The organism is Pseudomonas kitaguniensis (genome assembly GCF_049199985.1).
Lineage (GTDB): Bacteria > Pseudomonadota > Gammaproteobacteria > Pseudomonadales > Pseudomonadaceae > Aquipseudomonas > Aquipseudomonas kitaguniensis.
In genome coordinates, this window is record NZ_JBLZPT010000012.1 from 52,786 (window position 1) to 78,560 (window position 25,775).

Below are 25,775 nucleotides of genomic sequence, written 5' to 3' on the forward strand. Positions count from 1 at the left end.
TGACGCGCACGTCACCCTTAGCTGTGACCTTTCTCTACGGCGAGATGCCATCATCGCATCAGCGGTTACTCCGCTACCCACTTTAACCCGGCAAAACACGCACCTTTTTCGTGCGGTAATTTCCTAGGCCGCCCTTTCCTGGATCAGAATCCAGGGCGAAACCACCACTGCCCATAAGCTCGGATCGCGCGCCACCCAGTCCAATGCCCGCGTCGCAGACACTTCCCCAAGGCTGCCCGCAGCCAGCCACCCCGCTACTTTGTCGCGGTTATCCTCGGCCATTGCTTCAGCCGCTTCGATCAAATCCAGCCCGGCGTCGACCCACAATAGGGCACCCTTGGCAAAGAACGGCTCAAGCTCCTTCCAGGAAATTTCGGCGGTTTCACCGAGCAGCTTGGCATAGAGGGTGCTAGGTTCTTGCGTCATGGGAATTCGCCTGAGTAAAAGTGGCGCAATCATAACGTCGAGTCTTTCGTATAAAAAGGCAGGCTGAAAAACCCAGTTGCAAATGAGTCATCGATTGAAAGTGTCAGCAACGCCAAGGATTGCCCGAAACTCTGGCATCACCCCGCCGCAATTCTGTCTCTTTCTTTCATTTAAGCGACACCCCCGGGTTTTGCCCCTGGCAGCCAGCTTTTCAAGCGATCAACCGGCGCTCTACACTGTACCGGTACAGTTGCCAAAGCACTGCCGGGGGGATGTCCGATCTATCTGATCCGGTTCTGCAGCTCACAAGGCCGCTGGAACTATAAAAAATACAACAGCATGAGTGGAGCATTATGAATAAGGCTACTAAGCAGATTTCCAAATTGTTTGCCGCTATGGTCCTGGCTGGGGTTGCCGGCCATTCGTTCGCAGCCGACACCATCAAGATCGGCATTGCCGGCCCTAAAACCGGTCCTGTAACGCAATACGGCGACATGCAGTTCATGGGTGCCAAGCAAGCAATCGCCGACATCAACGCCAAGGGCGGCGTGGATGGCAAAATGCTCGAAGCCAAGGAATACGACGACGCTTGCGACCCTAAACAAGCCGTGGCCGTGGCCAACAAAGTGGTCAACGACGGCGTCAAGTTCGTGGTCGGTCACCTCTGCTCCAGCTCCACTCAGCCAGCGTCGGACATCTACGAAGACGAAGGCATCATCATGATTACCCCGGCAGCCACCAGCCCGGAAATCACCGCCCGTGGCTACAAGCTGATCTTCCGCACCATCGGCCTCGACAGCGCCCAAGGCCCAGCCGCCGGCAACTACATCGCCGACCACGTGAAGCCGAAGATCGTCGCGGTACTGCACGACAAACAGCAATACGGTGAAGGCATCGCCACCGCCGTTAAACAGACCCTTGAGAAGAAAGGCGTGAAAGTTGCCGTCTTCGAAGGTCTGAACGCCGGCGACAAGGACTTCTCCTCGGTCATTCAGAAGCTCAAGCAAGCCAACGTCGACTTCGTTTACTACGGCGGCTACCACCCAGAGCTGGGCCTGATCCTGCGTCAATCCAAAGAAAAAGGCCTGAATGCCAAGTTCATGGGCCCGGAAGGCGTCGGCAACGACTCCATCTCGCAAATCGCCCAAGGCGCTTCCGAAGGCTTGCTGGTCACCCTGCCGAAGTCGTTCGACACCGAACCCGCCAACAAAGCCATCGTTGAAGAGTTCGCCAAGAACAAGCAGGACCCAACCGGTCCGTTCGTGTTCCCGGCCTACTCGGCTGTTGAAGTCATCGCCGCCGGTATCACGGCTGCGAAGTCTGAAGACACCGCCAAAGTTGCCGCCGCCATCCACGCAGGCACTTTCAGCACCCCAACTGGCGAACTCAGCTTCGACGCCAAGGGCGACCTGAAAGACTTTAAGTTCGTGGTCTACGAATGGCACTTCGGCAAGCCAAAAACCGAAGTTTCCCCTCAGTAAGCCAGGCGTTACTGGTCAACAAGCCCACTGCGAGAGCAGTGGGCTTTGTTTTACGAGGTTTATGGGCCTGACACCCGCGATCCGGGCGCTGGCTCACCTGAAAATCTTAAAACCGTCACCAGCGGTTCGCTGGCCAACGCTTTGTGCAACCTGCTCACAGAACAGGGCACCAAGCCGGAAATGACTCCACCAGTGAAATGCGTATCGGGTTTTTAGGAGCGCTGTAATGCCTGAGATCTATCATTTTTTCCAACAGCTGGTTAATGGCCTGACCATTGGCAGCACCTATGCCTTAATAGCCATCGGCTACACCATGGTGTACGGCATCATTGGAATGATTAACTTCGCCCATGGCGAGGTGTACATGATTGGTTCCTACGTGGCCTTCATCGCCCTTGCCGGGCTGGCCATGCTGGGTATCCATTCCCTGCCGCTGTTAATGACCGCCGCGTTTATCGCGTCGATCGTTGTAACCAGTGCCTACGGCTACAGTATCGAGCGGGTTGCCTACCGCCCCTTGCGTGGCAGCAACCGTTTGATCCCGCTGATTTCCGCTATCGGCATGTCGATTTTCCTGCAGAACACCGTACTGCTGTCCCAGGACTCCAAGGACAAGTCCATTCCCAACCTGATTCCGGGGAGCATCTCCTTCGGCCCAGGCGGCGCACAAGAAGTGCTGATTTCGTACATGCAGATTCTGGTCTTCGTGGTCACCCTGGTGGCCATGCTTGGCTTGACCCTGTTTATCTCGCGCTCCCGTCTGGGGCGTGCCTGCCGGGCCTGCGCCGAAGACATCAAGATGGCCAACCTGCTGGGCATCAACACCAACAACATCATCGCCCTGACCTTCGTGATCGGTGCCGCGCTGGCAGCCGTTGCGGCGGTATTGCTGAGCATGCAATACGGCGTGATCAACCCCAACGCCGGTTTCCTGGTAGGCCTCAAGGCCTTTACCGCAGCGGTTTTGGGCGGTATCGGAAGTATTCCGGGCGCCATGCTCGGAGGGCTGGTGCTGGGTGTGGCCGAAGCCTTTGGTGCCGATATTTTCGGCGACCAGTACAAGGACGTCGTGGCGTTCGGCCTGTTGGTTCTGGTGCTGTTATTCCGTCCGACCGGCATTCTGGGCCGTCCGGAGGTTGAGAAAGTATGAGCAAGTATCTTAAATCGGCGTTATTCAGCGCCTTGCTGGTGTGGGCCGTGGCCTTCCCGGTACTCGGCCTCAAGCTGAGCATTGTCGGCATTAACCTGGAAGTGCATGGCACCGGTCCCGTGACCCTGACCATCATTGCCCTGTGCTCGGTGCTGATGTTCCTGCGCGTGCTGTTCACCCAGCAAGTTGGTGCCCTGTTCAAAGGCAACCGTGCGCCGTTGGTGTCGCCCAAGGTCAGCCAATTTTTGACCCTGCCGCGCACCCAGCGCTACATCATCATCGGCCTGATCGTGGCCGCGCTGATCTGGCCGTTCTTCGGTTCGCGCGGCGCCGTCGACATCGCCACCTTGATATTGATCTACGTGTTGCTGGGCCTTGGCCTGAACATCGTGGTAGGCCTGGCCGGCTTGCTCGACCTCGGTTACGTGGGCTTCTACGCCGTGGGTGCCTACACCTACGCGCTGCTCTCGCACTACCTCGGTTGGAGCTTCTGGATTTGCCTGCCGCTGGCGGGCATGGCGGCGGCCACGTTCGGCTTCCTGTTGGGCTTTCCGGTGCTGCGCTTGCGCGGTGACTATTTGGCGATCGTGACGCTGGGCTTCGGTGAAATCATCCGTCTGTTCCTGCGTAACCTCACCGACATCACCGGCGGCCCCAACGGCATCAGCAGCATCCCCAAGCCTACGTTCTTCGGGCTGTCGTTCGACCGCACTGCGGCCGAAGGCATGCAGACCTTCCACGAGTACTTCGGGATCGACTACAACCCGGTGAGCAAAGTGGTGTTCCTTTACCTGGTGGCGCTGTTGCTGGCGCTGGCGGCGCTGTTCGTGATCAACCGTTTGCTGCGCATGCCGATCGGCCGTGCGTGGGAAGCGTTGCGCGAAGATGAAATCGCCTGCCGGGCGCTGGGCCTCAACCCGACCATCATCAAGCTGTCTGCATTCACCCTGGGCGCTGCGTTTGCCGGTTTTGCCGGTAGCTTCTTTGCCGCTCGCCAAGGCCTGGTGACCCCGGAGTCGTTCACCTTTATCGAGTCGGCGATCATTCTCGCCATCGTCGTACTGGGCGGCATGGGCTCGCAGTTGGGCGTGATTTTGGCGGCGATCGTGATGATCCTGTTGCCGGAAATGATGCGTGAGTTCAGCGAATACCGCATGTTGATGTTCGGCGCCATGATGGTGCTGATGATGATCTGGCGTCCTCAAGGCCTGCTGCCCATGCAACGTCCCCACATGGAGCTGCGCAAATGAGCCGCGAGATCCTGAAAGTCGACAATTTGAGCATGCGCTTCGGTGGCTTGCTCGCGGTCAACGGCGTGGCCCTGACCGTCAAAGAGAAACAGGTTGTGGCATTGATCGGCCCTAACGGCGCCGGCAAGACCACGGTGTTCAACTGCCTCACCGGTTTCTACAAGCCGAGCGGCGGCAGCATCCTGCTGGATGGCCAGCCAATTCAGGGCCTGGCCGGCCATGAGATCGCCCGCAAGGGCGTGGTGCGCACCTTCCAGAACGTGCGCTTGTTCAAGGACATGACGGCGGTCGAGAACCTGCTGATCGCGCAGCACCGTCACCTCAACACCAACTTCTTTGCAGGTCTGTTCAAGACCCCGGCGTTTCGCAAAAGCGAGCGCGAAGCCATGGAATATGCGGAGTACTGGCTGGACAAGGTCAACCTGACCGAGTTCGCCAACCGCCCCGCCGGCACCCTGGCCTATGGTCAGCAACGCCGCCTGGAAATCGCCCGCTGCATGATGACCCGCCCGCGGATTCTGATGCTCGACGAACCGGCTGCCGGTTTGAACCCCAGGGAAACTGAAGACCTCAAGGCGCTGATCAGCGTGTTGCGTGAAGAAAACAACGCCACGGTGCTGTTGATCGAACACGACATGAAACTGGTCATGAGCATTTCCGACCACATCGTGGTGATCAATCAGGGCACGCCGCTGGCGAACGGAACGCCGGAGCAGATCCGCGACAATCCAGAAGTGATCAAAGCCTATTTGGGGGAAGCGTAAATGCTGCAATTCGAAAACGTTTCCACTTTCTACGGCAAGATCCAGGCGCTGCACAGCGTCAACGTGGAAGTGCGCCAAGGTGAAATCGTCACGCTGATCGGCGCCAATGGCGCGGGCAAGTCGACCTTGCTGATGACCCTGTGCGGTTCGCCGCAGGCGCACACCGGCAGCATCCGCTACATGGGTGAAGAACTGGTGGGCCAGCAGTCTTCCGAGATCATGCGCAAGAGCATCGCCGTGGTGCCGGAAGGTCGTCGGGTGTTTGCGCGCCTGACCGTGGAAGAGAACCTCGCGATGGGCGGGTTCTTCACCGACAAGGGCGACTACCAAGAGCAGATGGACAAGGTGCTGCACCTGTTTCCACGGCTCAAGGAACGCTTCAGCCAGCGCGGCGGCACCATGTCCGGCGGCGAGCAGCAAATGCTCGCCATCGGCCGGGCGCTGATGAGCAAACCCAAGTTGCTGTTGCTGGACGAACCGTCACTGGGCCTGGCACCGATCATCATCCAGCAGATATTCGACATCATCGAACAACTGCGCAAGGACGGTGTAACGGTGTTCCTGGTGGAGCAAAACGCCAACCAGGCGCTGAAAATCGCCGACCGCGCCTACGTGCTGGAAAACGGCCGGGTGGTGATGCAAGGCACTGGCGAGCAGTTGTTGACCGACCCCAAAGTGCGTGAGGCGTACTTGGGCGGTTAAACATCAGTTCCGGGCTGCGGGCTTTAGGGGTATGGCTGGGGTTTCGGGAGCATATCCGCCCGAAAGCCGACCCATCCCTCAAGCCAAATTCGGTCAATTGTGGGAGCGGGCTTGCTCGCGATTGCAGTGTGTCAGATAAGTATTTTTTAACTGACACACCGCTATCGCGAGCAAGCCCGCTCCCACAGAAAGCAAAAAAATTTGATGGTGTTTAAAGTTTTTTCGACCGCCCTTGTAACGAAAATCTCGCTGCTGCCTCTAGTGGTGTAAGCGGGCACTCAAGCCCGCTACCCAAACCACTGCAGGAGCTACATCATGACCACTAAAACCCGTTCGCTGTCCGCCGCTACCCTCGTTCTGGCCCTGGGCACCGCCTTGAGCCTGTCTGCCCTGACCACCACGGCTCACGCGGCCGACGACATGCAAAAATGCTTCGGTATCGCTGAAGCCGGCAAAAACGATTGCGCCGCAGGTGCCGGTACTTCCTGCGCCGGCAGCTCGAAAACCAAAGATCAAGCCAACGCCTGGAAGCTGGTTCCGGCCGGTACTTGCCTGCAAACCCCAAGCACCACCTCGCCGACTGGTTTCGGCCAAGAAGCGGCCTTCAGCGCCAAGTCCTGATACCGCCTTCGCCTGAGTAACGATGATGACGCTATCACGCTCACCTACGGTCTCACGGGCTCAGGTGCCCTGCCTCCCCCACAGAGCCGGGTTGGGGCTCAAAAACGAGCACTTTGTTGAAGTGCTCGATGCCTCGCCCAACATTGGTTTTTTTGAAGTGCACGCCGAAAACTACATGGTCGCCGGCGGCCCTTTTCATCACTACCTGGGTTTGATTCGCGAGCAGTACCCGCTATCGCTGCACGGCGTGGGCCTGTCCATCGGCGGCGAAGGCCCGCTGAGCCGTGAGCACCTGGCACGGTTGGCCAGGCTGATCGAACGCTATCAACCCCAGTCCTTTTCCGAACACCTGGCCTGGTCCAGCCATGGCCCGGTGTTTCTCAATGACTTACTGCCTGTGGCCTACGATGCCGCCACCCTGAACCGGGTGTGCGAACACATTGACCACGTACAAAGCACCCTCAAGCGGCCAATGCTGCTTGAAAACCCCTCGACCTACTTGCAGTTCCACCGCTCCACGCTGGACGAGGCGGATTTTATCAGCGAGATCATTCGCCGCACCGGCTGCGGCCTGCTGTTGGACGTCAACAATGTCTACGTGTCGTGCATCAACCACCAGCGCGAGCCACTGGCCTACATCGATGCGCTGCCGTTGCATGCCGTGGGTGAGATTCACCTGGCAGGTTTTGCCGAAGACACCGACAGCCTGGGCGATCGCCTGCTGATTGATGACCACGGCGCGCCCATCGATAAGGCCGTGTGGCAGTTGTACCAAGCGGTTTTGGCGCGCACCGGCCCGTTGGCAACCCTGATCGAACGGGATAACCACGTGCCTGCGTTCAAGGTGCTGCAAGCCGAAGCCGAACAGGCCGATCGGTATCTGTCGCAGGTCAACTCATGAGCCATCACGCTGCGTTTGCCACTGCCTTGCTCGCACCTGACCAAGCGTGCCCCGATGGCCTGTTCAGCCAAAACGGGGCTGACCCGGCCAGCCGTTTTGCGGTGTACCGCAACAATGTGCACAGCGCGTTGATCAATGCGCTGGTGGCAGCGTTCCCGGTGACGTTGCAATTAGTCGGCGACGCGTTTTTTCGCGCCATGGCTGGCGTCTACGTGCAGACAAACCCGCCCACCAGCCCGCTGATGAGTGAGTACGCCGGCACCTTTGCCAACTTCATCCAGGGCTTCGAACCGGCTGCCAGCGTACCTTACCTGGCCGATGTCGCGCGGCTTGAGCGCCTGCGAGTGCGCGCCTATCACGCAGCAGACACCCAGCCGCTGGACCAGCAGGCCGTGCTATTGGCACTGCAGGGTCAAACGGACATAGGGCAATTACGCCTGCAACTGCACCCCTCCCTTGCCACCTTGGATTCCGCGTTTGCGGTGGTGGCTGTTTGGGCTGCGCACCAGGGCGCGGGCGCTATGGCCAGCTTGAACCCGTGGCACGCACAAAGTGCGCTGGTGCTGCGCCAAGGCCTGGCGGTCAAGGTGTTTTCCATCGACAGCGGCTCAGGCGCGTTTATCGACAGCCTGAACCACGGCACACCACTGACGACGGCCCTGGCGCATGCCCTTGAAGCCTCGGCCGAATTCGACCTGCATCAATGCCTGACACTGCTGATAAGCCACGACGCCATCACCCATATGCACTTAGAACAAAAGGAATCGCCATGAACGCCTCCCCTTCATGCCTGGTAAAACAGGCCATCGCACTGTTTGAGAACATCCCCTACAGCCTGATCGCCTTTCTCGCACGTTTCTCGATAGCCGCGGTGTTCTGGAAATCAGGGCAGACCAAGGTCGAAGGCTTTGCCATAGACGTGATCAGCGGCACGTTCCAATGGGGCGAGCCGCGCCTTGCCGCCTCGACGCTGCCGCTGTTTCGCAGTGAATATCAGGTGCCGTTGCTGTCACCCGAAGTGGCCGCACATCTAGCAACGTTCGCCGAACATTTTTTCCCGGTGCTGATCCTGGTGGGCTTTGCCGCACGCTTCTCGGCACTGGCCCTGATCGGCATGACCCTGGTCATTCAGTTGTTCGTTTACCCGGACGCTTACCCGACCCACGTCACCTGGGTCGCCTTGCTGCTGCTGTTGGTCGCCAAAGGCCCCGGCCGCCTGTCCATCGACCACCTGATTGCGCGTCGCCACGGTTAAAGACGGTCCAGGGTTTCGCCGCTGCGCTTGAACCAGCCCACCAGGTAATCAGCAAGCACCTGTGTACGGCGCGGCAAGCCCCCTTGGTACGGGTGAACCAGGTACATCGGCATACTTCTGGTCTGGTAATCGCGCAGGAGCCAACGCAATCGGCCGTCAGCCAGTTCTGCGTGTAACAGGTAGGACGGCAGACGAGCGATACCAGCCCCTGACAGCGCGGCCTTTTTCAACAGACTGTAGTGGTTGGAGGCGAACGTGCCGCTGACCCGCACGCGCAGCAGCTCATGTTGCTGGTGATACAGCCATTCTTCGCGCCCGCTGTAGTGGCTGTTGAGCAGGCAGGTATGCTTCGCCAGATCCGCCGGCGTCAGCGGCTGGCCATGTTGCTCAAGGTAGGCCGGGGTTGCGCAGGTCATCTCGTGCCAGGCCAGCAATGGCTTGGCCACCAGGCGCTGAGTGTCGAGAGCCCCCATGCGCACGCCCAAATCAAAACCATCGCGCGCCAGATCGCGGTAGTTGTTGTTCAATTCCAACTCAATCTGTACCTGCGGGTACTGCTTGGAAAACTCCATCAGCAAGCCATCGAAGAAGGTTTCGCCCAGTGACACCGGAACGGTCATACGCACCGGCCCGGTCAAGTCGTCCTTGAGCCGCGCCAATGCCTGACGGGCACGTTCCACGTCTACTACCAGCGCCTGAGCCTGGGGCAACAACGCCGTACCGGCGGCGGTGAGGCTGAGTTTGCGCGTGGTGCGGTGCAGCAACACCACGCCAAACTGCGCTTCCAACTGGCTGGTGCGCTTGGACAACTGGCCCTTGCTGCACCCCAGTTGCTCGGCGGCCAGGGTAAAACTGCCGGCTTCGACCAATACGGCAAAGGCCGCAAAATCATCCATCTCGCTCATGGATTGTTTCCATTTGAAAACCAAAGGTTGCCTATTAGCACGTTTATCGCTCTAAAAAGCCAACCTACACTGAACCTTCACTTATTCCCCCGAAGGAACAGCGCGATGAAAATTCTATTGATTGGTGCCAGCGGCACGGTGGGCTCGGCGGTCAAGGCCGAACTGGCGCAGCGTCACGAGGTGATCAGCGTCGGTCGCAACAGCGGCGACTTCCGGGTAAATATCAGTGACAGTGCCTCGATCCGCACACTGTTCGAGCAGACCGGCAAATTCGATGCCCTGGTCTGCGCGGCAGGCAGTGTGAATTTTGTAGCGCTGGGTGACATGAGCGAAAGCGATTTTGAACTGGGCCTGCGTGACAAGCTGATGGGCCAGGTCAACCTGCTGCTGATCGGCCGTGAATACGCCAACGACGGCGCCTCTTTCACCTTCACCAGCGGCATTCTCAACCGCGACCCGATTCGTACAGGCGCCTCGGCGGCGCTGGTGAATGGCGCGATTGACGCATTCGTCAAGGCGGCGGCAATCGAATTGCCACGCGGTTTGCGCATCAACGCTGTAAGCCCGACCGTGCTGATGGAAGCCATGGGCAGCTACGCGCCGTATTTTCGCGGCTTCAAACCGGCGACGGGTGCCGACGTGGCACTGGCCTACGCGAAAAGTGTAGAGGGCTTACAGAGCGGCCAAACCTTTATCGTAGGTTGACTATAGCGTCTGTAAGAATTGCCTGAACCCAGGCACCGGGCTTGTGATGCAGCGTCAGCCTGCGTAACGTGGCGGCACTTGTTTGGAGACCCGATAAATGCGTGCCGCCCGTACCCTCGCTCTGTTTGCCCTGCTCCCCCTGTTCGCCGCTTGCCAACTGTTCGAGAGCGAGCCGGCCAAGCCGTCGACCGTCGGCATGACCCGTATGCAGGGTGAACTGACCACGGTGGGCGGCCAACTGTTGTTCCAGCCGTGTAACGACACACGCAACTACGTGGTCAACGACAGCGGCGGCACCAGCATCCTGCAGGAAGCCGCTTCGCTGGCCGGCCAGCAAGGCGCGCTGTTTGCCGACGTGCGCGGCAAGTTCTCCGGGGTCGCCAGCGGCACTCAGGGTTCGCTTGACCTGCAACAGGTGTATCGCATGCAACGCTCGACTTCAGCCTGCAACGACCCGGACTTCAAGCGCATGGTCCTGCGGGCCAACGGCCATAAGCCGGCGTGGGCGATGAACGTCACCGCCAAAGGCATGGTGTTGGAGCGCGAAGGCCAGCCGCCGCTGGCAGTGCCTTTTGTCGAAGAACAATTGGGTGACGGCCGGTTCAACCTGATGACCGAAGCCAACAACCAGCACATCGAATTGTGGGTAGCCCCGCAGCGCTGCATTGATAGCGTCAGCGGCAGCTTGCAACACATGACCGCCGAGTTGCGCGTTAACGGCGAGGTACAACGCGGTTGTGCGGCGTTTGGTGGTTCGCGCGACGACTGATTCAGCCCTGCGCTGTTTTAACATGACGAAAACCGGCGATTGGGGCTTATAATCGCCGGTTTGCAAAACAGCCGGCCTCTTTGTCCGCCGCCTACCGGATCCCGTCATGTTACGAATCACCGAACTCAAGCTGCCCATCGACCATCCCGAAGAAGACCTGCGGCCTGCCATCGTGCAGCGCCTGGGCGTCGCCAGTGATGACCTGCTCGATTTCACCCTGTTCAAACGCAGCTACGACGCCCGCAAAAAATCGTCGGAGCTGTGCTTCATCTACACCGTCGACCTGAACGTAAAGGGCGAAGCTGACCTGCTGCGCAAGTTCGCCGATGACCGCAACATCAACCCGTCACCGGATGTCAGCTACAAAGTAGTCGGCCATGCGCCCGAAGGCCTGACCGAGCGCCCTGTTGTGGTCGGTTTTGGGCCGTGCGGCATTTTCGCCGGCCTGTTGCTTGCGCAGATGGGTTTCAAGCCGATCATCCTGGAGCGTGGTCGCGAAGTGCGCCAGCGCACCAAGGACACGTGGGGCCTGTGGCGCAAAAATGTGCTCAACCCCGAGTCCAACGTACAGTTCGGTGAAGGCGGCGCCGGAACGTTCTCCGACGGCAAGCTTTACAGCCAGATCAAGGACTCGAAATTCCACGGTCGCAAAGTGCTGCACGAATTCGTCAAGGCCGGCGCTCCGGAAGAAATTCTTTACGTCAGCAAGCCGCACATCGGAACGTTCCGCCTGACCGGCGTGGTCGAAAACATGCGCCAGCAAATCATCGCCCTCGGCGGTGAAGTGCGTTTTGAACAGCGCGTCACCGACGTGCTGATCGAAGACGGTCAGCTGAACGGCGTGGTGGTGGATGGCGGCGAACAGATTCTGTCCCGGCACGTGATCCTCGCGCTGGGCCACAGCGCCCGCGACACGTTCCGCATGTTGCACGGCCGTGGCGTGTACATGGAGGCCAAGCCGTTCTCGGTGGGTTTCCGCATTGAACACCCACAGTCGCTGATCGACGCCGCGCGCCTGGGCAAATACGCCGGGCACCCGAAACTCGGGGCTGCCGACTACAAACTGGTGCACCACGCGAAGAACGGCCGGTCGGTCTACAGCTTCTGCATGTGCCCAGGCGGCACGGTGGTGGCCGCGACGTCGGAGCCGAACCGCGTCGTCACCAACGGCATGAGCCAGTACTCGCGTAACGAGCGCAATGCCAACTCCGGCATCGTGGTCGGCATCACACCCGAGGTCGATTACCCCGGCGGCCCGTTGGCGGGTATCGAGTTGCAGGAACGCCTGGAGTCCCACGCTTACATCCTCGGCGGCAGCAACTACGAGGCACCGGCGCAACTGGTGGGTGATTTCATCGCGGGCAAGCCGTCCACCGCGATTGGCAGTGTGCAGCCGTCCTATAAGCCCGGTGTGGCGTTAGGCGACTTGGCGCTGGCGTTGCCGGACTTTGCCATTGAAGCGATTCGTGAAGCGCTGCCGGCGTTCGAGAAGCAGATCAAAGGCTACTCGCTGTACGATGCGGTGCTCACGGGTATCGAAACCCGCACCTCTTCGCCCTTGCGCATTACCCGTGACCAGTCGATGCAGAGCTTGAACGTCAAAGGCCTGTTCCCGGCCGGTGAAGGCGCAGGTTATGCCGGTGGGATTCTGTCGGCGGGGGTTGACGGGATTCGGATTGCGGAAGCGTTGGTGCGCAGCATGTTGGGTATTGAGGCTTAATCGCCACCTTGCTCACTGTGGGAGGGGGCTTGCTCCCGATTGCGGTGTGTCAGTTGAAAAATATTTATCTGACACACCGTAATCGCGAGCAAGCCCCCTCCCACAGCGTTGGCAGGTGTGGGAGCTGTTAGATATTCGCCCGCTGCACCGTCTCCGGCAGCGGCTCGCCGCGCTCCACACTCGCAGCGACAGCCGCAATCAACCCGCCCAGCTCATACCCCTGCCCCAGCAACCAGGCCTGATCATAATAGGTAGTGGCATACCGCTCCCCACCGTCACACAAAATCGCCACGATCGAACCCGACTCACCCGCCGCTTTCATCTGCTGCGCCGCCACCAGCGCGCCAATCAAGTTCGTCCCACTGGACCCGCCAACCCGCCGCCCCAGACGCTCAGCCAAATAGTGCATCGCCGCTAACGACAGTGCATCCGGCACCTTGACCATCGCATCTATCACCTTGGGCAAAAACGACGCCTCAACCCGTGGCCGACCGATACCTTCGATACGCGAGCCGCAATCCAGACGCAGGCTGGCGTCACCACTCTGGTAAAAGTCGAAGAACACCGAGCGCTCGGCATCGGCACACAGCACGCGGGTGCAATGTTGGCGATAACGCACGTAACGCCCGAGTGTCGCGGTGGTGCCGCCGGTGCCGGGGCTGGAAATCAACCAGCTCGGCTCCGGGTAATGTTCAAAGCGCATCTGCTGGAAGATCGACTCGGCGATATTGTTGTTCGCCCGCCAATCTGTCGCCCGCTCGGCGTAGGTAAATTGGTCCATGAAATGCCCGCCACTTTCCTGCGCCAACCGTTCGGACTCGGCGTAAATCTGCGTCGGATCTTTCACCAGATGGCTTTTGCCACCATAAAAGGCGATCTGCGCGATCTTTGCCTGGGAAGTGCTGGCGGGCATTACCGCGATAAACGGCAGGCCGAGCAAGCGCGCAAAATACGCTTCGGAAATCGCCGTCGAACCGCTGGACGCCTCTATCACCGGGGCACCTGGCTTGAGCCAACCATTGCACAGCGCGTACAAGAACAGCGAACGCGCCAGCCGATGTTTCAGGCTGCCGGTGGGGTGGCTGGACTCGTCCTTGAAGTACAACTCGATACCCGGCAACCCCGGCAATGGCAAAGGGATCAGGTGCGTGTCGGCGCTGCGCTGAAAATCCGCTTCGATAATGCGAATGGCTTCGCGGGCCCAGGTACGGTGGTCGTTCATACGGTGCGTCTCTGAAGATTTCAGCCCCAATTTTAGGGCGTTTCCTACACTGCACACAGATACAGTAACCACTCAATTGGACACACAATTGCCGGGCGTTAACGCAACACAGCGCCTGCCCTGCGCTTATAACAAATAAGAATATAACTTTTGTTTTAACAACTAACCGTACGGGTTAGGGTACGCCCCTATTGAACTCGGATTGGAGAGCATCCCTTGCCTCTGCGTAGCACTTTCACCCGTTTCTTCCAGCTGGAGGCCGCCAGTGGTCTGCTGTTGATTGCCGCTGCCGCGTTGGCGCTGATCATCAACAACTCACCGCTGTCGCACCTCTATAACGCCTTTCTTGAGGTGCCCGTGGTCGCGCAAGTGGGCGCGCTGCAAATCGCCAAGCCTGCACTGCTGTGGATCAACGACGGCCTGATGGCCCTGTTTTTCCTGCTGATAGGTCTTGAGGTCAAGCGCGAGCTGCTTGACGGCCACCTGTCCAAGCCGTCACAAGTGGTGTTACCCGGTGCCGCGGCGATTGGCGGCATGGTCGTGCCTGCACTGATTTACTGGGCAATCAACAAGGATTACCCCGCCGCGCTCGCAGGCTGGGCAATTCCAATGGCCACCGACATTGCCTTTGCGCTGGGCGTCTTGGCCTTGCTGGGCAAGCGCGTGCCGGTGTCGCTGAAACTGTTCCTGATGACCCTGGCGATTATTGATGACTTGGGCGCGATCATCGTCATCGCCGTGTTCTATTCCGCCGACCTCTCCGGTGCCGCGCTGGCAGGCGCCGGCGCTTGCTTGATTGCCTTGATCGCGATGAACCGCCTGGGCGTGATCAAACTGGGGCCGTACCTGATCATCGGCCTGATCCTGTGGGTGTGCGTGCTCAAAAGTGGTGTACACGCGACGCTGGCCGGCGTGACCCTGGCGTTTTGCATCCCGATGCGCACTAAAAACGCCGAGCCTTCGCCGCTGCTCACGCTGGAACACGCGCTGCACCCGTGGGTGGCGTACGCCATTCTGCCGCTGTTCGCCTTTGCCAACGCCGGCGTGTCGCTCACGGGCGTGAGCCTGGAGAGCTTCACTCACCATGTGCCGATGGGTATCGCCGCCGGGTTGCTGATCGGCAAAACCATCGGCGTGTTCGGCCTCACCTGGCTTGCCGTGAAAACCGGCCTCTCCGCGCTGCCCAGCGGCGCCAACTGGGGCCAGGTGTTCGGTGTGGCTATCCTGTGCGGTATCGGCTTCACCATGAGCTTGTTCGTCGGCTCGCTGGCGTTTGTGCCGGGTGCCAGTGAATTCGCAGGCGAAGACCGAATGGGGATTTTGACCGGGTCGATCCTGGCCGCTTGTATCGGCTACGCGGTGACCGCGATGGCGAGTCGCAAAAAAGCCTAGCCCTCTGAAACACCCAAAAAACCCCAGCCGGTCACCCGTCTGGGGTTTTTCTTTTGCGCCACCGAGATTAAGTCGACATTCCGCCCGCGCGTGCCTAAAGACTTTCAGCTTGCCGCCGACTAGCTGGTGTGGCGGGTGATGTGGCGACGTGAATGCCGCCTGAAACACCCGCCGACACGGCTCATCAACGCGTACCCAGCCCGAGCGACAACCCCATGTTCCTGAGAAATATAAGAATCGCTGCCAGAGCCTTCATCGCCTTCGCCGCCATTGCGTCACTGAGTGTGTTTCTCGGCCTGTTTGCGCTCAAGCAGATTGGCGAAGTCCAGTCGCAGGCAGCCGACATTCAAAACAACTGGATGCAGCGCGTCAGGATCCTGGCCTTGGCGAATGCGTCGCTTGACCGTTTTCGCTTGGGCGAAATGGCGCACATCCTGTCGTCAAGCGACGCCGACATGCAAACCTACGAAGACAAATCCGCAGGCCGCCTGAAAAGCGTCAAGGAGCAGCTCACGCAGTACGCAGCTCTGCTGCGCAACGCGGATGAAAAAGCCAAGCTGGATGTTTTCAATCAGAGCCTGGATGCGTACGCGAAGAACCATACCGAGATGCTCAAACGCTCGCGCTCGGGCGATAAGGCCAGCGCTCGCGACTTTCTCAACAGCATTCGAGAAAGTTATGAGCAGATGACCAAGAACTTCGATCAACTGATAGACCTCGCCAACAAAGGTGCTGAACAGGCCGGCCAGACCTCCGTAAGCGCTTATCAACATGCGGTAACCGGCATTAGCATCGTCATCCTGTTGGTGAGTGGCGGCACAATTCTGGTTGCCTGGCTGCTGACCCGCAGCATTACCGGCCCGATCATTGAAGCAGTACATGTTGCCGAAACCATCGCCAAGGGCGATCTGACCCAGCCGATCAATCCAAACGGCAACGACGAGGCCACGCGCCTGCTCAAAGCCCAGGAGATCATGCGTGACAACCTGGTACAGACCCTGCGGCAAATAACCGGCTCATCCAGCCAACTGGCAGCGGCGGCTGAAGAACTGAATGCCGTGACGGCCGAAGGCAGCCGCGACCTGCAACAGCAACATGGGGAAATCGAGCAGGCGGCCACAGCCGTCACCGAGATGACCACCGCGATTGAAGAAGTCGCAAGGAATGCGGCGTCTACCTCCGACCTCTCCCAAGAGTCGCGAAGCATCGCCTTGAAGGGCCAGCAACGCATGGTCGAGGCGCTGAACGCCATCCAGGCGTTGACCCGTGGCGTTGAAGTCAGCTCTGGGCAAGTGGGCGGCCTCGCCGAACAGGCCAAGGGCATCGGCAAAGTGCTTGATGTGATCCGCACCATTGCCGAGCAAACCAACCTGCTCGCGCTGAACGCGGCCATCGAAGCCGCCCGCGCCGGTGAAGCTGGCCGTGGTTTTGCGGTGGTTGCCGATGAAGTTCGCGCGCTGGCCCACCGTACTGCGCAATCCACCCAGGAAATCGAACACATGATCGGCAGCATTCAGACCAATACTGCCAGCACCGTGCATACCATGCTCGACAGCACCGCCATGACCCAGCAAACCCTGGCGCTGGCCGAGCTGGCACAGCAGGCACTGGCGGATATTCTGGCGGCCAACAATGAGATCAACGAGCGCAACCTGATGATTACCACTGCGGCGGCCGAGCAGGCCGACGTAGCTCGGGCGGTCGATCGCAATTTGCTGAATATTCAGCAGTTGTCGATTCAGTCTGCCGAAGGCTCGACTCAAACCACTGCCGCCTCGCAATCACTGGCCAGCCTGGCCCATGAACTGAATACGATGGTCAAACACTTTCAGATTTGAGCCACCCACCTGTGGCGAGGGGGCTTGCTCACGTTGGGATGAGTAGCCCCGGCGCCTGAAACCAAAAAACCCCAACCGGTCACCCGGTTGGGGTTTTGTGCTTCTACACCTGACGCTTAGCGCGTAACGCGGCTGGTACCGTTGACGGTCATGATGCGGACACGGTCGCCGATGCGGAAGATTTCGTTCTCTTCAACCGCCTGAACGTAAGCGCGCATGCTGCCGTCGTCTTCGCGAACGGTAATTTCCACGCCTTGGGTACGGGTCAGGCCTTCTTCGGTCGCCGAACCCAGCAAGCCACCGGCTACTGCGCCGATCACTGCGGTCACAATACTGCCACGACCGCCGCCGATGGCACTGCCGCCAACGCCGCCAATGACTGCACCTGCGGCGCCGCCGATTGGGGTCTTGGTGCCTTCGATTTTCACCGGGCGCAAGGACTCAATGGTCCCCATGCGAACAGTCTGTACACGACGCGCCTCGTCTCGGGAGTACGAGTCGCCGGTCAGACTCGAGGCGCAGCCACCCAGCAGCAACGACAGGGTGGTAAAGCAGGCAACTAGTAAAACGGACTTACGCATAGCATCAACTCCAAAGGACAGGTATTCATTAGACGCCGCAGCTTGGCGCCTGTCACGGCAAGCACGTCAAAAAATTGCTTTCATTCAGCCTTAGTACAGACTGTCAGCACCAGAAAAATCGACAAACGGTGACATTCACCTTGTTTCAATGAATGTCACGGGTCTGTTGGCTATTGTAGTCGCGCAGCCGCACACGCCCAAAGCCTCTTGCACAGAGACTTCGGTGTGGCGGGCAACATTCAGGCGGGGTGATGAAAGGTCGCGCTCAGGGCGCCAGGCGCTCGCGAATCCATTCGTGCGCTTGCAGACGGTAATTCAGGCGGTCATGCAGGCGGCTGGCGCGGCCTTGCCAAAACTCGATGCGCTCGGGCAACAGGCGATAGCCACCCCAATGCTCCGGGCAATCGGGCTGGGTATCGCTGAAACGCTGCTCGGTGGCCTTGAGCAAGTCCTGCAGTTCTTCGCGGTCACGAATGACCTGGCTCTGCGGTGATGCCCAGGCCCCCAGACGGCTGCCCAAAGGTCGAACCTGATAATAAGCATCCGACTCTTGCGGTGTGACCTTGACCACCCGCCCTTCGATGCGCACCTGGCGCTCCAAGGTTGGCCAGAAGAAGGTCATGGCCGCGTAAGGCTGCGCCGCGAGCTGTTCGCCCTTGGCGCTCTGATAGTTGGTGAAGAAGGTAAAGCCCTGCGCATCCAGGCCTTTAAGCAGCAAGATGCGGCAGTGCGGGCGACCGTCCTGGTCGACCGTGGCCAGGGTCATGGCATTGGCCTCCACCGGTGGCTGCTCGGTTTTCACCGCATCGCCGAACCATTGGTGGAACAACGCAAACGGCTCGCTCGGGGCCTGGGCCTCGCTCAAACCGTCCCGTGTGTAGTCACGGCGCATATCGGCCAGTGCCTGGGTCATGCGGCTTTATCCTTGTGTTTCAACGGATCAGTTTTTCGCCTGGTCGTTGGAGGCTGGCGCATCGGCCTTCGGCGCAGGTTTCTTCGCCGCAGGCTTGGCAGCGGCTTTTTTGGCGACTGGCTTGGCGGCGACTTTCTTGGCCGGGGCCTTTTTAGCCGGCACCGCTTTTTTCGCCGCAGGCGCTGCTACCGGTGCTGGTGCAGCTTGCACAGCGACCATGTCGGCAACCGGTGGTTTGCCCGAGTTGTACTTGCTCAGCAACGCCAGCATGGTGGTGCGCTGAGTGAACATGATTTCCATGCGACGGTTCAGCGCACGGCCTTGGGTGCTGTCGTTGGCAGCCCGTGGCATCAGGTCACCCATGCCGCGCATCATCAGGCGATCCTGCTTCAAGCCGCTGAGGCTGAAAATCGAAGCGATGGACTGCGCACGCTCGCGGGTCAGCGCCTGGCTAACAGGCTCGGCACCGTTGGTGTCGACGTGGCCGAGTACCAGCACGGCGGTCTTAGGGTCACCTTCAACCGCTTTGGCAACACGGGTGAACGGGCCGAGGGTCACTGGCAACAGCATCGCCGGGCGTTTCGGGTTGTACGAGCCGTCAACCGGAGCGATCACGACCAGTACGTTTTCGCGACGCTCCAATTGCAGGTTGCTGTCCTTGATGGCGTCACGCAGGCGCGGCTCGTAGTCGTCCAGCCAGGCCTGAGTGATTTTCGGGTCAGGCATCTGCACGTTGGTCACGTCGACCTTGGCCAATGGCTTGGGCTTGCTTTCGAACGGCCACCACCATTTGGCCTCGGTGTCGGTCTTGGCAACAGCCGGGGCAGCGTCTGCAGAGGACGCCGGGGTGGCGGCCTTGAGGTCGGCTTTCAGGTCGGCCTTGGCGTCAGCGGCTTTTTCATCGGCAGTCTTGGTGGAGAAAGGCCACCAGTTGAAGCCGGTGTCAGCCTTGGCGACCGGAGCAGGCGCGGCGGCAGCGGCAGGCGCTGGAGCAGCGGCGGCAACTGGCGCGGCAGGCTTGGCGCCAGCGGCTGGTTTGGCATCCGGCTTAACGTCGGTTTGGGTCACTGCGTCCTTGGTAGCGGCCTTGTCAGATCCAAATGACCACCAATGCCCTCCTTCGGCATCATTTTGTGGTGTTTGTGCGCAGCCAGTAATCGTTAGGCACAGCGCCAGTGCCAAGGACTTGTTCGATAACATGAGGTATCCACACAATGAGAAAAAACCAGGGGGTCTCGATGACCCGTTAAACAGACGCTTACAGAACATTAAAGTAACCACATTTCGTTCAGCGCCTTTCTTATACTTGCCTTTGTAACAAAAAAACGTGAAACAGCAAGCTCTTTACAGACAACCGGCCAATATTCTGACCAACTTCTGTGCACGCGGGTCCATAAGTACGTAAGGCCCGAGTGTATTAGTCACGAAACCGAACGCTACATCATGTTCCGGGTCGGCAAACCCCACCGAACCGCCCGCACCAGGATGCCCAAACGCACGCGGGCCAAGGCCGAAAGTAGCATTCGGCAGTTGCGCCTGATCCAACATGCAGCCCAAGCCAAAACGGGTTTGGGTCAATAAGGTTTTATCCGGGCCGATACTGTGTTCGCGTGTCAATTGTTCGAGCATGTCGCTTTCCAGCAAACTACCGTCCAACAACCCGCTATAAAAACCCGCCAGGCTGCGCGCATTACCGTGACCATTTGCCGCTGGCTGCTGCATGCGCCGCCATTCGGGCTTATTAGTGCTGGTCAGAATTGACGGAGGGTTGGCAAATGCACGCGTGGTCATGGCCGCCGGTTCACGCATCATAACTTGCAACAAGCGTTGAGCGGCTTCATCGCCTTTATTGCCTTTGCTGCGCGCTATATGCGCAACACGGTAAAACTCTGCATCCGCCAGGCCTACATGGAAGTCCAGCCCCAACGGGCGCGCAACCCGCGCCACGATCGACTCACCCGGCCCCCGCCCGTCGGCGCGGCGCAGTAGCTCGCCAACCAGCCAGCCGTAGGTGATGGCCTCGTAGCCATGGCCCTGGCCCGGCGTCCACCACGGGGCTTCGGCCGCCAGGGTGTCGACCATCAATTGCCAGTCGTACAGGGCTTCAACCGGCAGCAACTCGCGGATCGCCGGCAAGCCCGCCTGGTGGCAGAGCAACTGCCGAAGGGTGATGGCTTCTTTACCGGCCGCGGCGAACTCGGGCCAGTAGTTGGCGACCGGGGCGTCGAGTTGCAACTTGCCCTCGGCCACCAATTGCAGGGCGGTGACGGCGGTAAAGGTCTTGGTGCAGGAGAACAGGTTGACGATTGTGTCGCTGTGCCAGGCCTCGGCACCGTCCTTGTCGGCGGTGCCGGCCCACAGGTCCACCACGGTTTGCCCGCCGACCTGGATACACAGCCCGGCACCACGCTCCTGCGGGTCGTCGAACAAGGCGGCGAATGCTTCCCGCACCGCTTCGAACTGGAGTTCGTAATGACCCTGAATCTGCACCTGACCCGCCTTGGAAAACACGCTATTAAAGTGGCCGACATTGTTCCAGTCATTGTCGGTTTTGTGAACCCGTCAACGATCAATCAATGGCCGTTTCCAGAGTGCCCGCCGGCATGCCCGGCACCCGGCCCCGCGCCTTGGCTTTGTTGCCCCGCCTTACTGCCTTCACTGTCACGCGCAGCGCCGGCAGCCTTGGCTTTTTGCGCCGCTTTGCCCAATTGGTCGACCGCTGCCAGGTTGCTTTTACGCACGCTGTCGACGAAGCCCTGAAACGGCAGGTCGGTGATGCCGACGAGGCCGAAGTGACCGTTTTCGCCGTCGAGCAGACGACCGGTTACCGGCTGGTCCAGGTACTGGAACCAGTGCACGCCGACAATCGATGGCTCGGCCATGGCCTGCTTGAGGAAGTTGCTGTACGCCGCGCCCCGGTCTTCTTCCTTGGCCAACTGGGTCACGCCGCCCCAGAACGGGCCACGGTCCGCCGAGCCGAAGTTGAATTCGGTGATCAGTACCGGTTTGTCCAATGCGTGCAAGGCAGCAAAGTCATAACCGTCCTGGGGCTTGAGGGTGTACATGTTGAAGCTCAGCACATCGCAATACTGCGCGCAGGACGCCACCGCTTCCGGGGTGCTGACGGCGTAACGACCGCCCAGCAGCAACTGATTGGGCGCGTGCCATTTCAGCGAATCGGAGATGGTTTTGAAATAGGCATCGGCGAAGGTCTTCTGGAAGTATTTGAAGTCAGCTTCGATTTCCGGGTGTTCAGGGCTTGGCATCGGCGGCTCGAACCCTGGGTCTTCCATCAATTCCCAGCCGGACAAATGGATGCCCCAGGCTTTTGACAGGCCTTCTTCGTTACGGTACTTGTCGCGAAGTTGCTTGAGGAACGCGCGTTTGGCCGGTACGTCGGTGGTCATGCGCAGGGTGCCGTAGGCCAGCGCATAACGGGATTTCGCAGCATCGCCGGGGCCAGCCCACGCCAGCTCGTTGTCGGCGAAAAAGCCGATCAGCCACGGGTCATCACGGTGATCGCGGGCAGCAATGGCCACGGCGCGTTCGGTGGCCATGGCAAAGCGCGGGTCGAACGGGTCGGGCATGCCGCCCCACCAATCGGTGCCGGTGCTGATGCTGGCGTAGTCACCGACAATCGACAGCGGCAAGGTGTAGGGCACACGGTCGGCACTGGCCAGCGCTTCGTCGCTCCAGTTGCCCACGGTATTAAAACCCCAGGCTTGCAAGCGGTCGAGGGTGTGCGTGATCCAGCGCTTTTGGTCGAAGCCTTCGGTGCCGTACGTACGCTGCAGGTTGGCGCCGTAAAAATCGTACCAACGGCCCACATTAAAGCCCCGGCCTTGATCGGCGCCGTTGCCGCCACGGTTATCTCCACGGCCGTAGTACTTGTCGAACGGCTCGCCCGCCTTCGGCAGCGCGCCGAACATCCACTCGCGGCCAGCCACGTAGGTCTGGTTATTGTCCGGGGCCACGGTGTTGACGCCCAAGGAATAGAACGGATGACCTTCGGGCGTTACCAGGTACCAGCGACCGTCACGCTTTTCGGTGCGGAAAAACCCGCTGGCGTCGAACGCCGGGCCTTTGTTCCAACCGCCGTATTGGTCCAGGGAGGCTTTGTTGCGCTCAGCCAGCCAGCCCTTGAGCTGTTGTTGTTCCTTGGTCGCTGCGGCCTTGAGTTGCTCGTCGTTGCTGACTTTTTCCGGCCAGCGTGCGCGGGTGGATTGGCCATACGCATCGACCAGTTCGCTATAGGCCGCCTTCAGCACCGGCTCGCTGTCCTGCACACCAAAGCGTTCCAGCAGGATGCTTTGTGCGGCGTTGGGCTTGATCATCGACAGGCTGACCGACGCGACTTGGCTGCGGTCGATTGCCCCGTCGCTGCTGGCCAGCAATACACGCTGGCCATCCACCGTGATCGGCATCGGCGGGCCGGCCTTCATGCCTTGGCTCAGTGGCGAGTTGGCTTGCAGCGGTATCAGCAGGGTCTGCGCCGGGCCTGCCGGCAGGTCGACACGGCTGACCAGGGTCTTGCCGTCCGTGCTCTGCACTTTGACGTACAGGGTCAGCGCCCAGTCCATCGCGCTCTGGATACGCAGGCTCATGGCGCCGGACTGCGACCAGTCCCACACGCCGGTCTGCGGGCTGAGCACCAGGCTCGGTTCGGCTGCCGGGTTAAACGTGATGCGGCGCAACACCTCGCCTTCGGGCGTTTGTTCGGCATTGTATTGCGGCAGGCTGGCGTCCTGGGTCGCCACCTTGACCACATCAGCCGGCCGGACGAAGTTGAACAGCGTTTGTTGCCCGGCGGGCGCGGCCATCAAAGGCGCGGCGAACAGCAGAGCAAAAAGAGCGGGCAGCGTGCGAATCATACGAACAAGGTTCTCCCTGACGGCCGATGACTGGCCTGATGACACAAAATGTTGGCGGTGAGATAGACCACGCAGTGGGCGAATTCGCCCACGCTGGCTCAAGATATTTCGCGCCTGAACGGCGGCAAAGCATTAAGGATAGCTTTGCCATAGCGCTGCGTGACCAAACGACGGTCGAGCAAGGTGATGGTGCCGCGGTCTTCTTCGGTGCGCAGCAAGCGGCCGCAGGCCTGGACCAGCTTCAACGAGGCATCCGGCACCGAGATTTCCATGAACGGGTTGCCACCACGCGCTTCGATCCATTCGGCCAGCGCGGCCTCGACCGGATCATCCGGCACCGAGAACGGGATTTTGGCGATCACCACGTGTTCGCAGTAAGCACCGGGCAAGTCCACGCCTTCGGCGAAGCTGGCCAGCCCGAACAGCACGCTGGAATCGCCACCATCAACCCGCGCCTTATGCTTGTTCAGGGTTTCCTGCTTGGACAGGTTGCCCTGGATAAACACCTGCTTGCGCCAGTCGCGGTCAAGCCCGTCAAACACGTCCTGCATCTGTTTACGCGAAGAGAACAGCACCAGCGTGCCGCGTGAACCTTCGACCAGGGCAGGCAAGTCGCGAATGATCGCGGCCGTATGCGCCGGTGCATCCCTTGGGTCGGCCTTGAGGTCCGGCACCCGCAGCACACCAGCGTCGGCGTGGTGAAACGGGCTCGGCACCACCGCCGTGACGGCTTTTTTCGGCAGGCCGGCACGCATGCGAAAGCGATCAAAGGTGCCCAGCGCAGTCAGCGTGGCCGAGGTAACCAGGCAGCCGTAGGCGACGTTCCAGAGGTTACGACGGAGCATTTCCGCCGCAAGAATCGGGCTGGCGTTGACCTCGATATCGAACAGCGCGCCACTTTCCGACAGGGTCAACCAGCGCGCCATGGGCGGATTGTCTTCCGGGTCTTCGACGGTAAATGCGGTCCATAGCTCCCAGTTGCCCTGGGAGCGCGACAACAGGCTACCGAACAGCGGGTACCATTCTTCGGCCTGGTTGCTGGCGATGCCGATATTGACTTCGCCATCCATGCCTTCCTTGAGCAAGTCAGTCAGGCGGGTGAACACGTCGGTCAACCGCGAAAAACCCTTTTTCAGCTCAATGCCCATTTCGCGCATGTGCTCGGGGATCAACCCGCCGACAAAGCGGTGACGTGGCCGCTCACGGCCTTCAACGTCTTCACCGGGCCTGAAGTCGGCAACCTGCTCGCAGGCGCTGAACATGAATTGCTGTTGGGTCTTGATCTCGCGCGCCAGCTCCGGCACTTGCTCGATCAGCTTGCCCAGGTCGCCAGGCAGCGGATGCTGGGCAAGCAACTTGGTGAGGTTCTTGGCGGTGGTTTCGAGCCAGTCGGCGGTCGAGCGCAGGCGCGTGTAATGCGCGAAGTGGCCGATGGCCTTGTCGGGCAGGTGGTGCCCTTCGTCGAACACGTAAAGGGTGTCGCGCGGGTCCGGCAGCACGGCGCCGCCGCCCAACGCCAGGTCGGCCAGGACCATGTCGTGGTTGGTGACGATCACGTCGACCTTGCCCATGCCTTCGCGGGCCTTGTAGAAGGCGCACTGGCCGAAGTTCGGGCAATGCCGGTTGGTGCACTGGCTGTGATCGGTGGTCAGGCGCGCCCAGTCGGCATCTTCCAGCGCGGTGGGCCAACTGTCACGGTCGCCGTCCCATTTGTTGCCGGCGAGTTTCTCGATCATGCTGGTGAAGAGCTTCTGGCTGACTTCATCAACCTCAATCTTGAAGCCTTCTTCTTCAAACAGCGACGCCGTGGCGGTTTGCGCGTGACCTTCCTGCAGCAATACGTCGAGCTTGGACAAACACATGTAGCGGCCACGGCCCTTGGCCAAGGCGAAGGTGAAGTTAAGGCCGCTGTTGCGCATCAGGTCGGGCAGGTCTTTGTAAACGATCTGTTCTTGCAGGGCGACGGTCGCGGTGGCGATCACCAGGCGCTTGCCGGCGGCCTTGGCGGTGGGAATCGCGGCGATGCTGTAGGCCACGGTTTTACCGGTACCGGTACCGGCTTCAACGGCCACAATCGCGGGGTCACCACTGCGCCGACCTTCGTCGTCGGTGTCGATATCGCCGAGTACCTTGGCCACTTCGGCGATCATCAGGCGTTGGCCGTAGCGCGGTTTCAAGCTTTTGGCTTCGAGAAAACGCGAATAAGCGCCCTGGATCGTGGTTTTGAGTTCAGTGCTGATCATGGATAGTCGGGCGCAAAAAACGCTGGATAAATTTTCAGTGGTTCGGATCGGCCGCTATCATACCCC

The 25,775-nt window shown here is 60.0% G+C and carries 23 protein-coding genes and 1 pseudogene; 15 read left to right on the top strand and 9 right to left on the bottom strand.

Annotated features, from left to right (window positions below; translation table 11 throughout):
• Positions 1-123: 123 nt before the first annotated feature.
• On the bottom strand, positions 124-426 hold the full coding sequence (locus ACOZK9_RS16200; RefSeq protein ID WP_058413609.1) for a DUF2288 domain-containing protein: 303 nt from the start codon (positions 424-426) through the stop codon (positions 124-126).
• A gap of 353 nt (positions 427-779) precedes the next feature.
• Between ACOZK9_RS16200 and ACOZK9_RS16205 the strand changes: the two genes are divergently transcribed.
• From ACOZK9_RS16205 to ACOZK9_RS16245, 9 genes are all read left to right on the top strand, one after another.
• Positions 780-1,907 carry a branched-chain amino acid ABC transporter substrate-binding protein gene (locus ACOZK9_RS16205; RefSeq protein ID WP_058413610.1) on the top strand — a complete coding sequence of 376 codons (1,128 nt, stop codon included), beginning with the start codon at positions 780-782 and terminating at the stop codon, positions 1,905-1,907.
• A 226-nt stretch (positions 1,908-2,133) separates the two neighbouring features.
• Complete coding sequence (gene livH / locus ACOZK9_RS16210; protein WP_016970385.1) at positions 2,134-3,057, top strand: high-affinity branched-chain amino acid ABC transporter permease LivH; 924 nt, start codon at positions 2,134-2,136, stop codon at positions 3,055-3,057.
• Positions 3,054-4,307, top strand: coding sequence for a high-affinity branched-chain amino acid ABC transporter permease LivM (locus ACOZK9_RS16215; RefSeq protein WP_058413611.1), 1,254 nt, complete (start codon positions 3,054-3,056; stop codon positions 4,305-4,307). Before livH ends, ACOZK9_RS16215 begins: the two co-directional genes overlap by 4 nt.
• Entirely contained in the window at positions 4,304-5,071 is a 768-nt protein-coding gene (livG, locus tag ACOZK9_RS16220; RefSeq protein ID WP_058413612.1) for a high-affinity branched-chain amino acid ABC transporter ATP-binding protein LivG, read from the top strand. Before ACOZK9_RS16215 ends, livG begins: the two co-directional genes overlap by 4 nt.
• Positions 5,072-5,773, top strand: coding sequence for an ABC transporter ATP-binding protein (locus ACOZK9_RS16225; RefSeq protein WP_058413613.1), 702 nt, complete (start codon positions 5,072-5,074; stop codon positions 5,771-5,773).
• Between the two features lie 315 nt (positions 5,774-6,088).
• On the top strand, positions 6,089-6,394 hold the full coding sequence (locus ACOZK9_RS16230) for a BufA1 family periplasmic bufferin-type metallophore (RefSeq protein WP_058412363.1): 306 nt from the start codon (positions 6,089-6,091) through the stop codon (positions 6,392-6,394).
• Between the two features lie 22 nt (positions 6,395-6,416).
• A complete protein-coding gene (bufB, locus tag ACOZK9_RS16235; protein ID WP_058412364.1) occupies positions 6,417-7,295 on the top strand; it encodes an MNIO family bufferin maturase in 879 nt (292 codons plus the stop codon).
• Positions 7,292-8,068 (top strand): HvfC/BufC N-terminal domain-containing protein, encoded by a 777-nt coding sequence (locus tag ACOZK9_RS16240; protein WP_152750334.1) that lies wholly within the window; start codon positions 7,292-7,294, stop codon positions 8,066-8,068. The genes bufB and ACOZK9_RS16240 overlap by 4 nt, the downstream gene beginning before the upstream one ends.
• Positions 8,065-8,550, top strand: a complete 486-nt coding sequence (locus ACOZK9_RS16245; protein WP_058412366.1) for a DoxX family protein — start codon at positions 8,065-8,067, stop codon at positions 8,548-8,550. Before ACOZK9_RS16240 ends, ACOZK9_RS16245 begins: the two co-directional genes overlap by 4 nt.
• On the opposite strand, the gene ACOZK9_RS16250 is transcribed toward ACOZK9_RS16245, so the two are convergent.
• On the bottom strand, positions 8,547-9,455 hold the full coding sequence (locus ACOZK9_RS16250; protein WP_152750330.1) for a LysR family transcriptional regulator: 909 nt from the start codon (positions 9,453-9,455) through the stop codon (positions 8,547-8,549). The two genes, ACOZK9_RS16245 and ACOZK9_RS16250, sit on opposite strands and share 4 nt — an antisense overlap.
• A 105-nt stretch (positions 9,456-9,560) precedes the next feature.
• On the opposite strand from ACOZK9_RS16250, the gene ACOZK9_RS16255 reads away from it, so the two are divergent.
• The 3 genes from ACOZK9_RS16255 (at position 9,561) to ACOZK9_RS16265 (ending at position 12,649) form a co-directional block, all read left to right on the top strand.
• A complete protein-coding gene (locus ACOZK9_RS16255; protein WP_152750328.1) occupies positions 9,561-10,160 on the top strand; it encodes a short chain dehydrogenase in 600 nt (199 codons plus the stop codon).
• A 97-nt stretch (positions 10,161-10,257) separates the two neighbouring features.
• Positions 10,258-10,929 (top strand): COG3650 family protein, encoded by a 672-nt coding sequence (locus tag ACOZK9_RS16260; protein ID WP_058412369.1) that lies wholly within the window; start codon positions 10,258-10,260, stop codon positions 10,927-10,929.
• A 106-nt stretch (positions 10,930-11,035) separates the two neighbouring features.
• Positions 11,036-12,649 carry an NAD(P)/FAD-dependent oxidoreductase gene (locus tag ACOZK9_RS16265; protein ID WP_152750326.1) on the top strand — a complete coding sequence of 538 codons (1,614 nt, stop codon included), beginning with the start codon at positions 11,036-11,038 and terminating at the stop codon, positions 12,647-12,649.
• Between the two features lie 127 nt (positions 12,650-12,776).
• Here ACOZK9_RS16265 and ACOZK9_RS16270 read toward each other — a convergent pair whose 3' ends face one another.
• Positions 12,777-13,871: a PLP-dependent cysteine synthase family protein gene (locus tag ACOZK9_RS16270; protein WP_058412371.1), complete on the bottom strand. Its 1,095-nt coding sequence runs from the start codon at positions 13,869-13,871 to the stop codon at positions 12,777-12,779.
• Positions 13,872-14,087: 216 nt separating this feature from the next.
• Between ACOZK9_RS16270 and nhaA the strand changes: the two genes are divergently transcribed.
• The 3 genes and pseudogenes from nhaA to ACOZK9_RS16285 all read left to right on the top strand — a co-directional run bounded on the left by nhaA (position 14,088) and on the right by ACOZK9_RS16285 (position 17,101).
• On the top strand, positions 14,088-15,263 hold the full coding sequence (nhaA, locus tag ACOZK9_RS16275) for a Na+/H+ antiporter NhaA (RefSeq protein WP_058412372.1): 1,176 nt from the start codon (positions 14,088-14,090) through the stop codon (positions 15,261-15,263).
• A gap of 215 nt (positions 15,264-15,478) precedes the next feature.
• A pseudogene (locus tag ACOZK9_RS16280) lies at positions 15,479-16,243 on the top strand (MCP four helix bundle domain-containing protein); the annotation flags it as partial.
• Positions 16,238-17,101, top strand: a complete 864-nt coding sequence (locus ACOZK9_RS16285; RefSeq protein WP_421556223.1) for a methyl-accepting chemotaxis protein — start codon at positions 16,238-16,240, stop codon at positions 17,099-17,101. The pseudogene ACOZK9_RS16280 and the gene ACOZK9_RS16285, both read left to right, overlap by 6 nt.
• A 116-nt stretch (positions 17,102-17,217) precedes the next feature.
• On the opposite strand, the gene ACOZK9_RS16290 is transcribed toward ACOZK9_RS16285, so the two are convergent.
• The 6 genes from ACOZK9_RS16290 to dinG all read right to left on the bottom strand — a co-directional run bounded on the left by ACOZK9_RS16290 (position 17,218) and on the right by dinG (position 25,709).
• Positions 17,218-17,682 (bottom strand): outer membrane lipoprotein, encoded by a 465-nt coding sequence (locus tag ACOZK9_RS16290; RefSeq protein WP_056857494.1) that lies wholly within the window; start codon positions 17,680-17,682, stop codon positions 17,218-17,220.
• 265 nt (positions 17,683-17,947) lie between these two features.
• Positions 17,948-18,595: a pyridoxamine 5'-phosphate oxidase gene (gene pdxH / locus ACOZK9_RS16295; protein ID WP_058412373.1), complete on the bottom strand. Its 648-nt coding sequence runs from the start codon at positions 18,593-18,595 to the stop codon at positions 17,948-17,950.
• Between the two features lie 27 nt (positions 18,596-18,622).
• Complete coding sequence (locus ACOZK9_RS16300) at positions 18,623-19,795, bottom strand: OmpA family protein (RefSeq protein WP_122250007.1); 1,173 nt, start codon at positions 19,793-19,795, stop codon at positions 18,623-18,625.
• A 144-nt stretch (positions 19,796-19,939) separates the two neighbouring features.
• Positions 19,940-21,085, bottom strand: coding sequence for a serine hydrolase domain-containing protein (locus tag ACOZK9_RS16305; protein ID WP_122250010.1), 1,146 nt, complete (start codon positions 21,083-21,085; stop codon positions 19,940-19,942).
• An 83-nt stretch (positions 21,086-21,168) separates the two neighbouring features.
• Positions 21,169-23,466: a beta-galactosidase gene (locus tag ACOZK9_RS16310; RefSeq protein WP_058412375.1), complete on the bottom strand. Its 2,298-nt coding sequence runs from the start codon at positions 23,464-23,466 to the stop codon at positions 21,169-21,171.
• 98 nt (positions 23,467-23,564) lie between these two features.
• A complete protein-coding gene (gene dinG / locus ACOZK9_RS16315; RefSeq protein WP_058412376.1) occupies positions 23,565-25,709 on the bottom strand; it encodes an ATP-dependent DNA helicase DinG in 2,145 nt (714 codons plus the stop codon).
• Between the last annotated feature and the right edge of the window lie 66 nt (positions 25,710-25,775).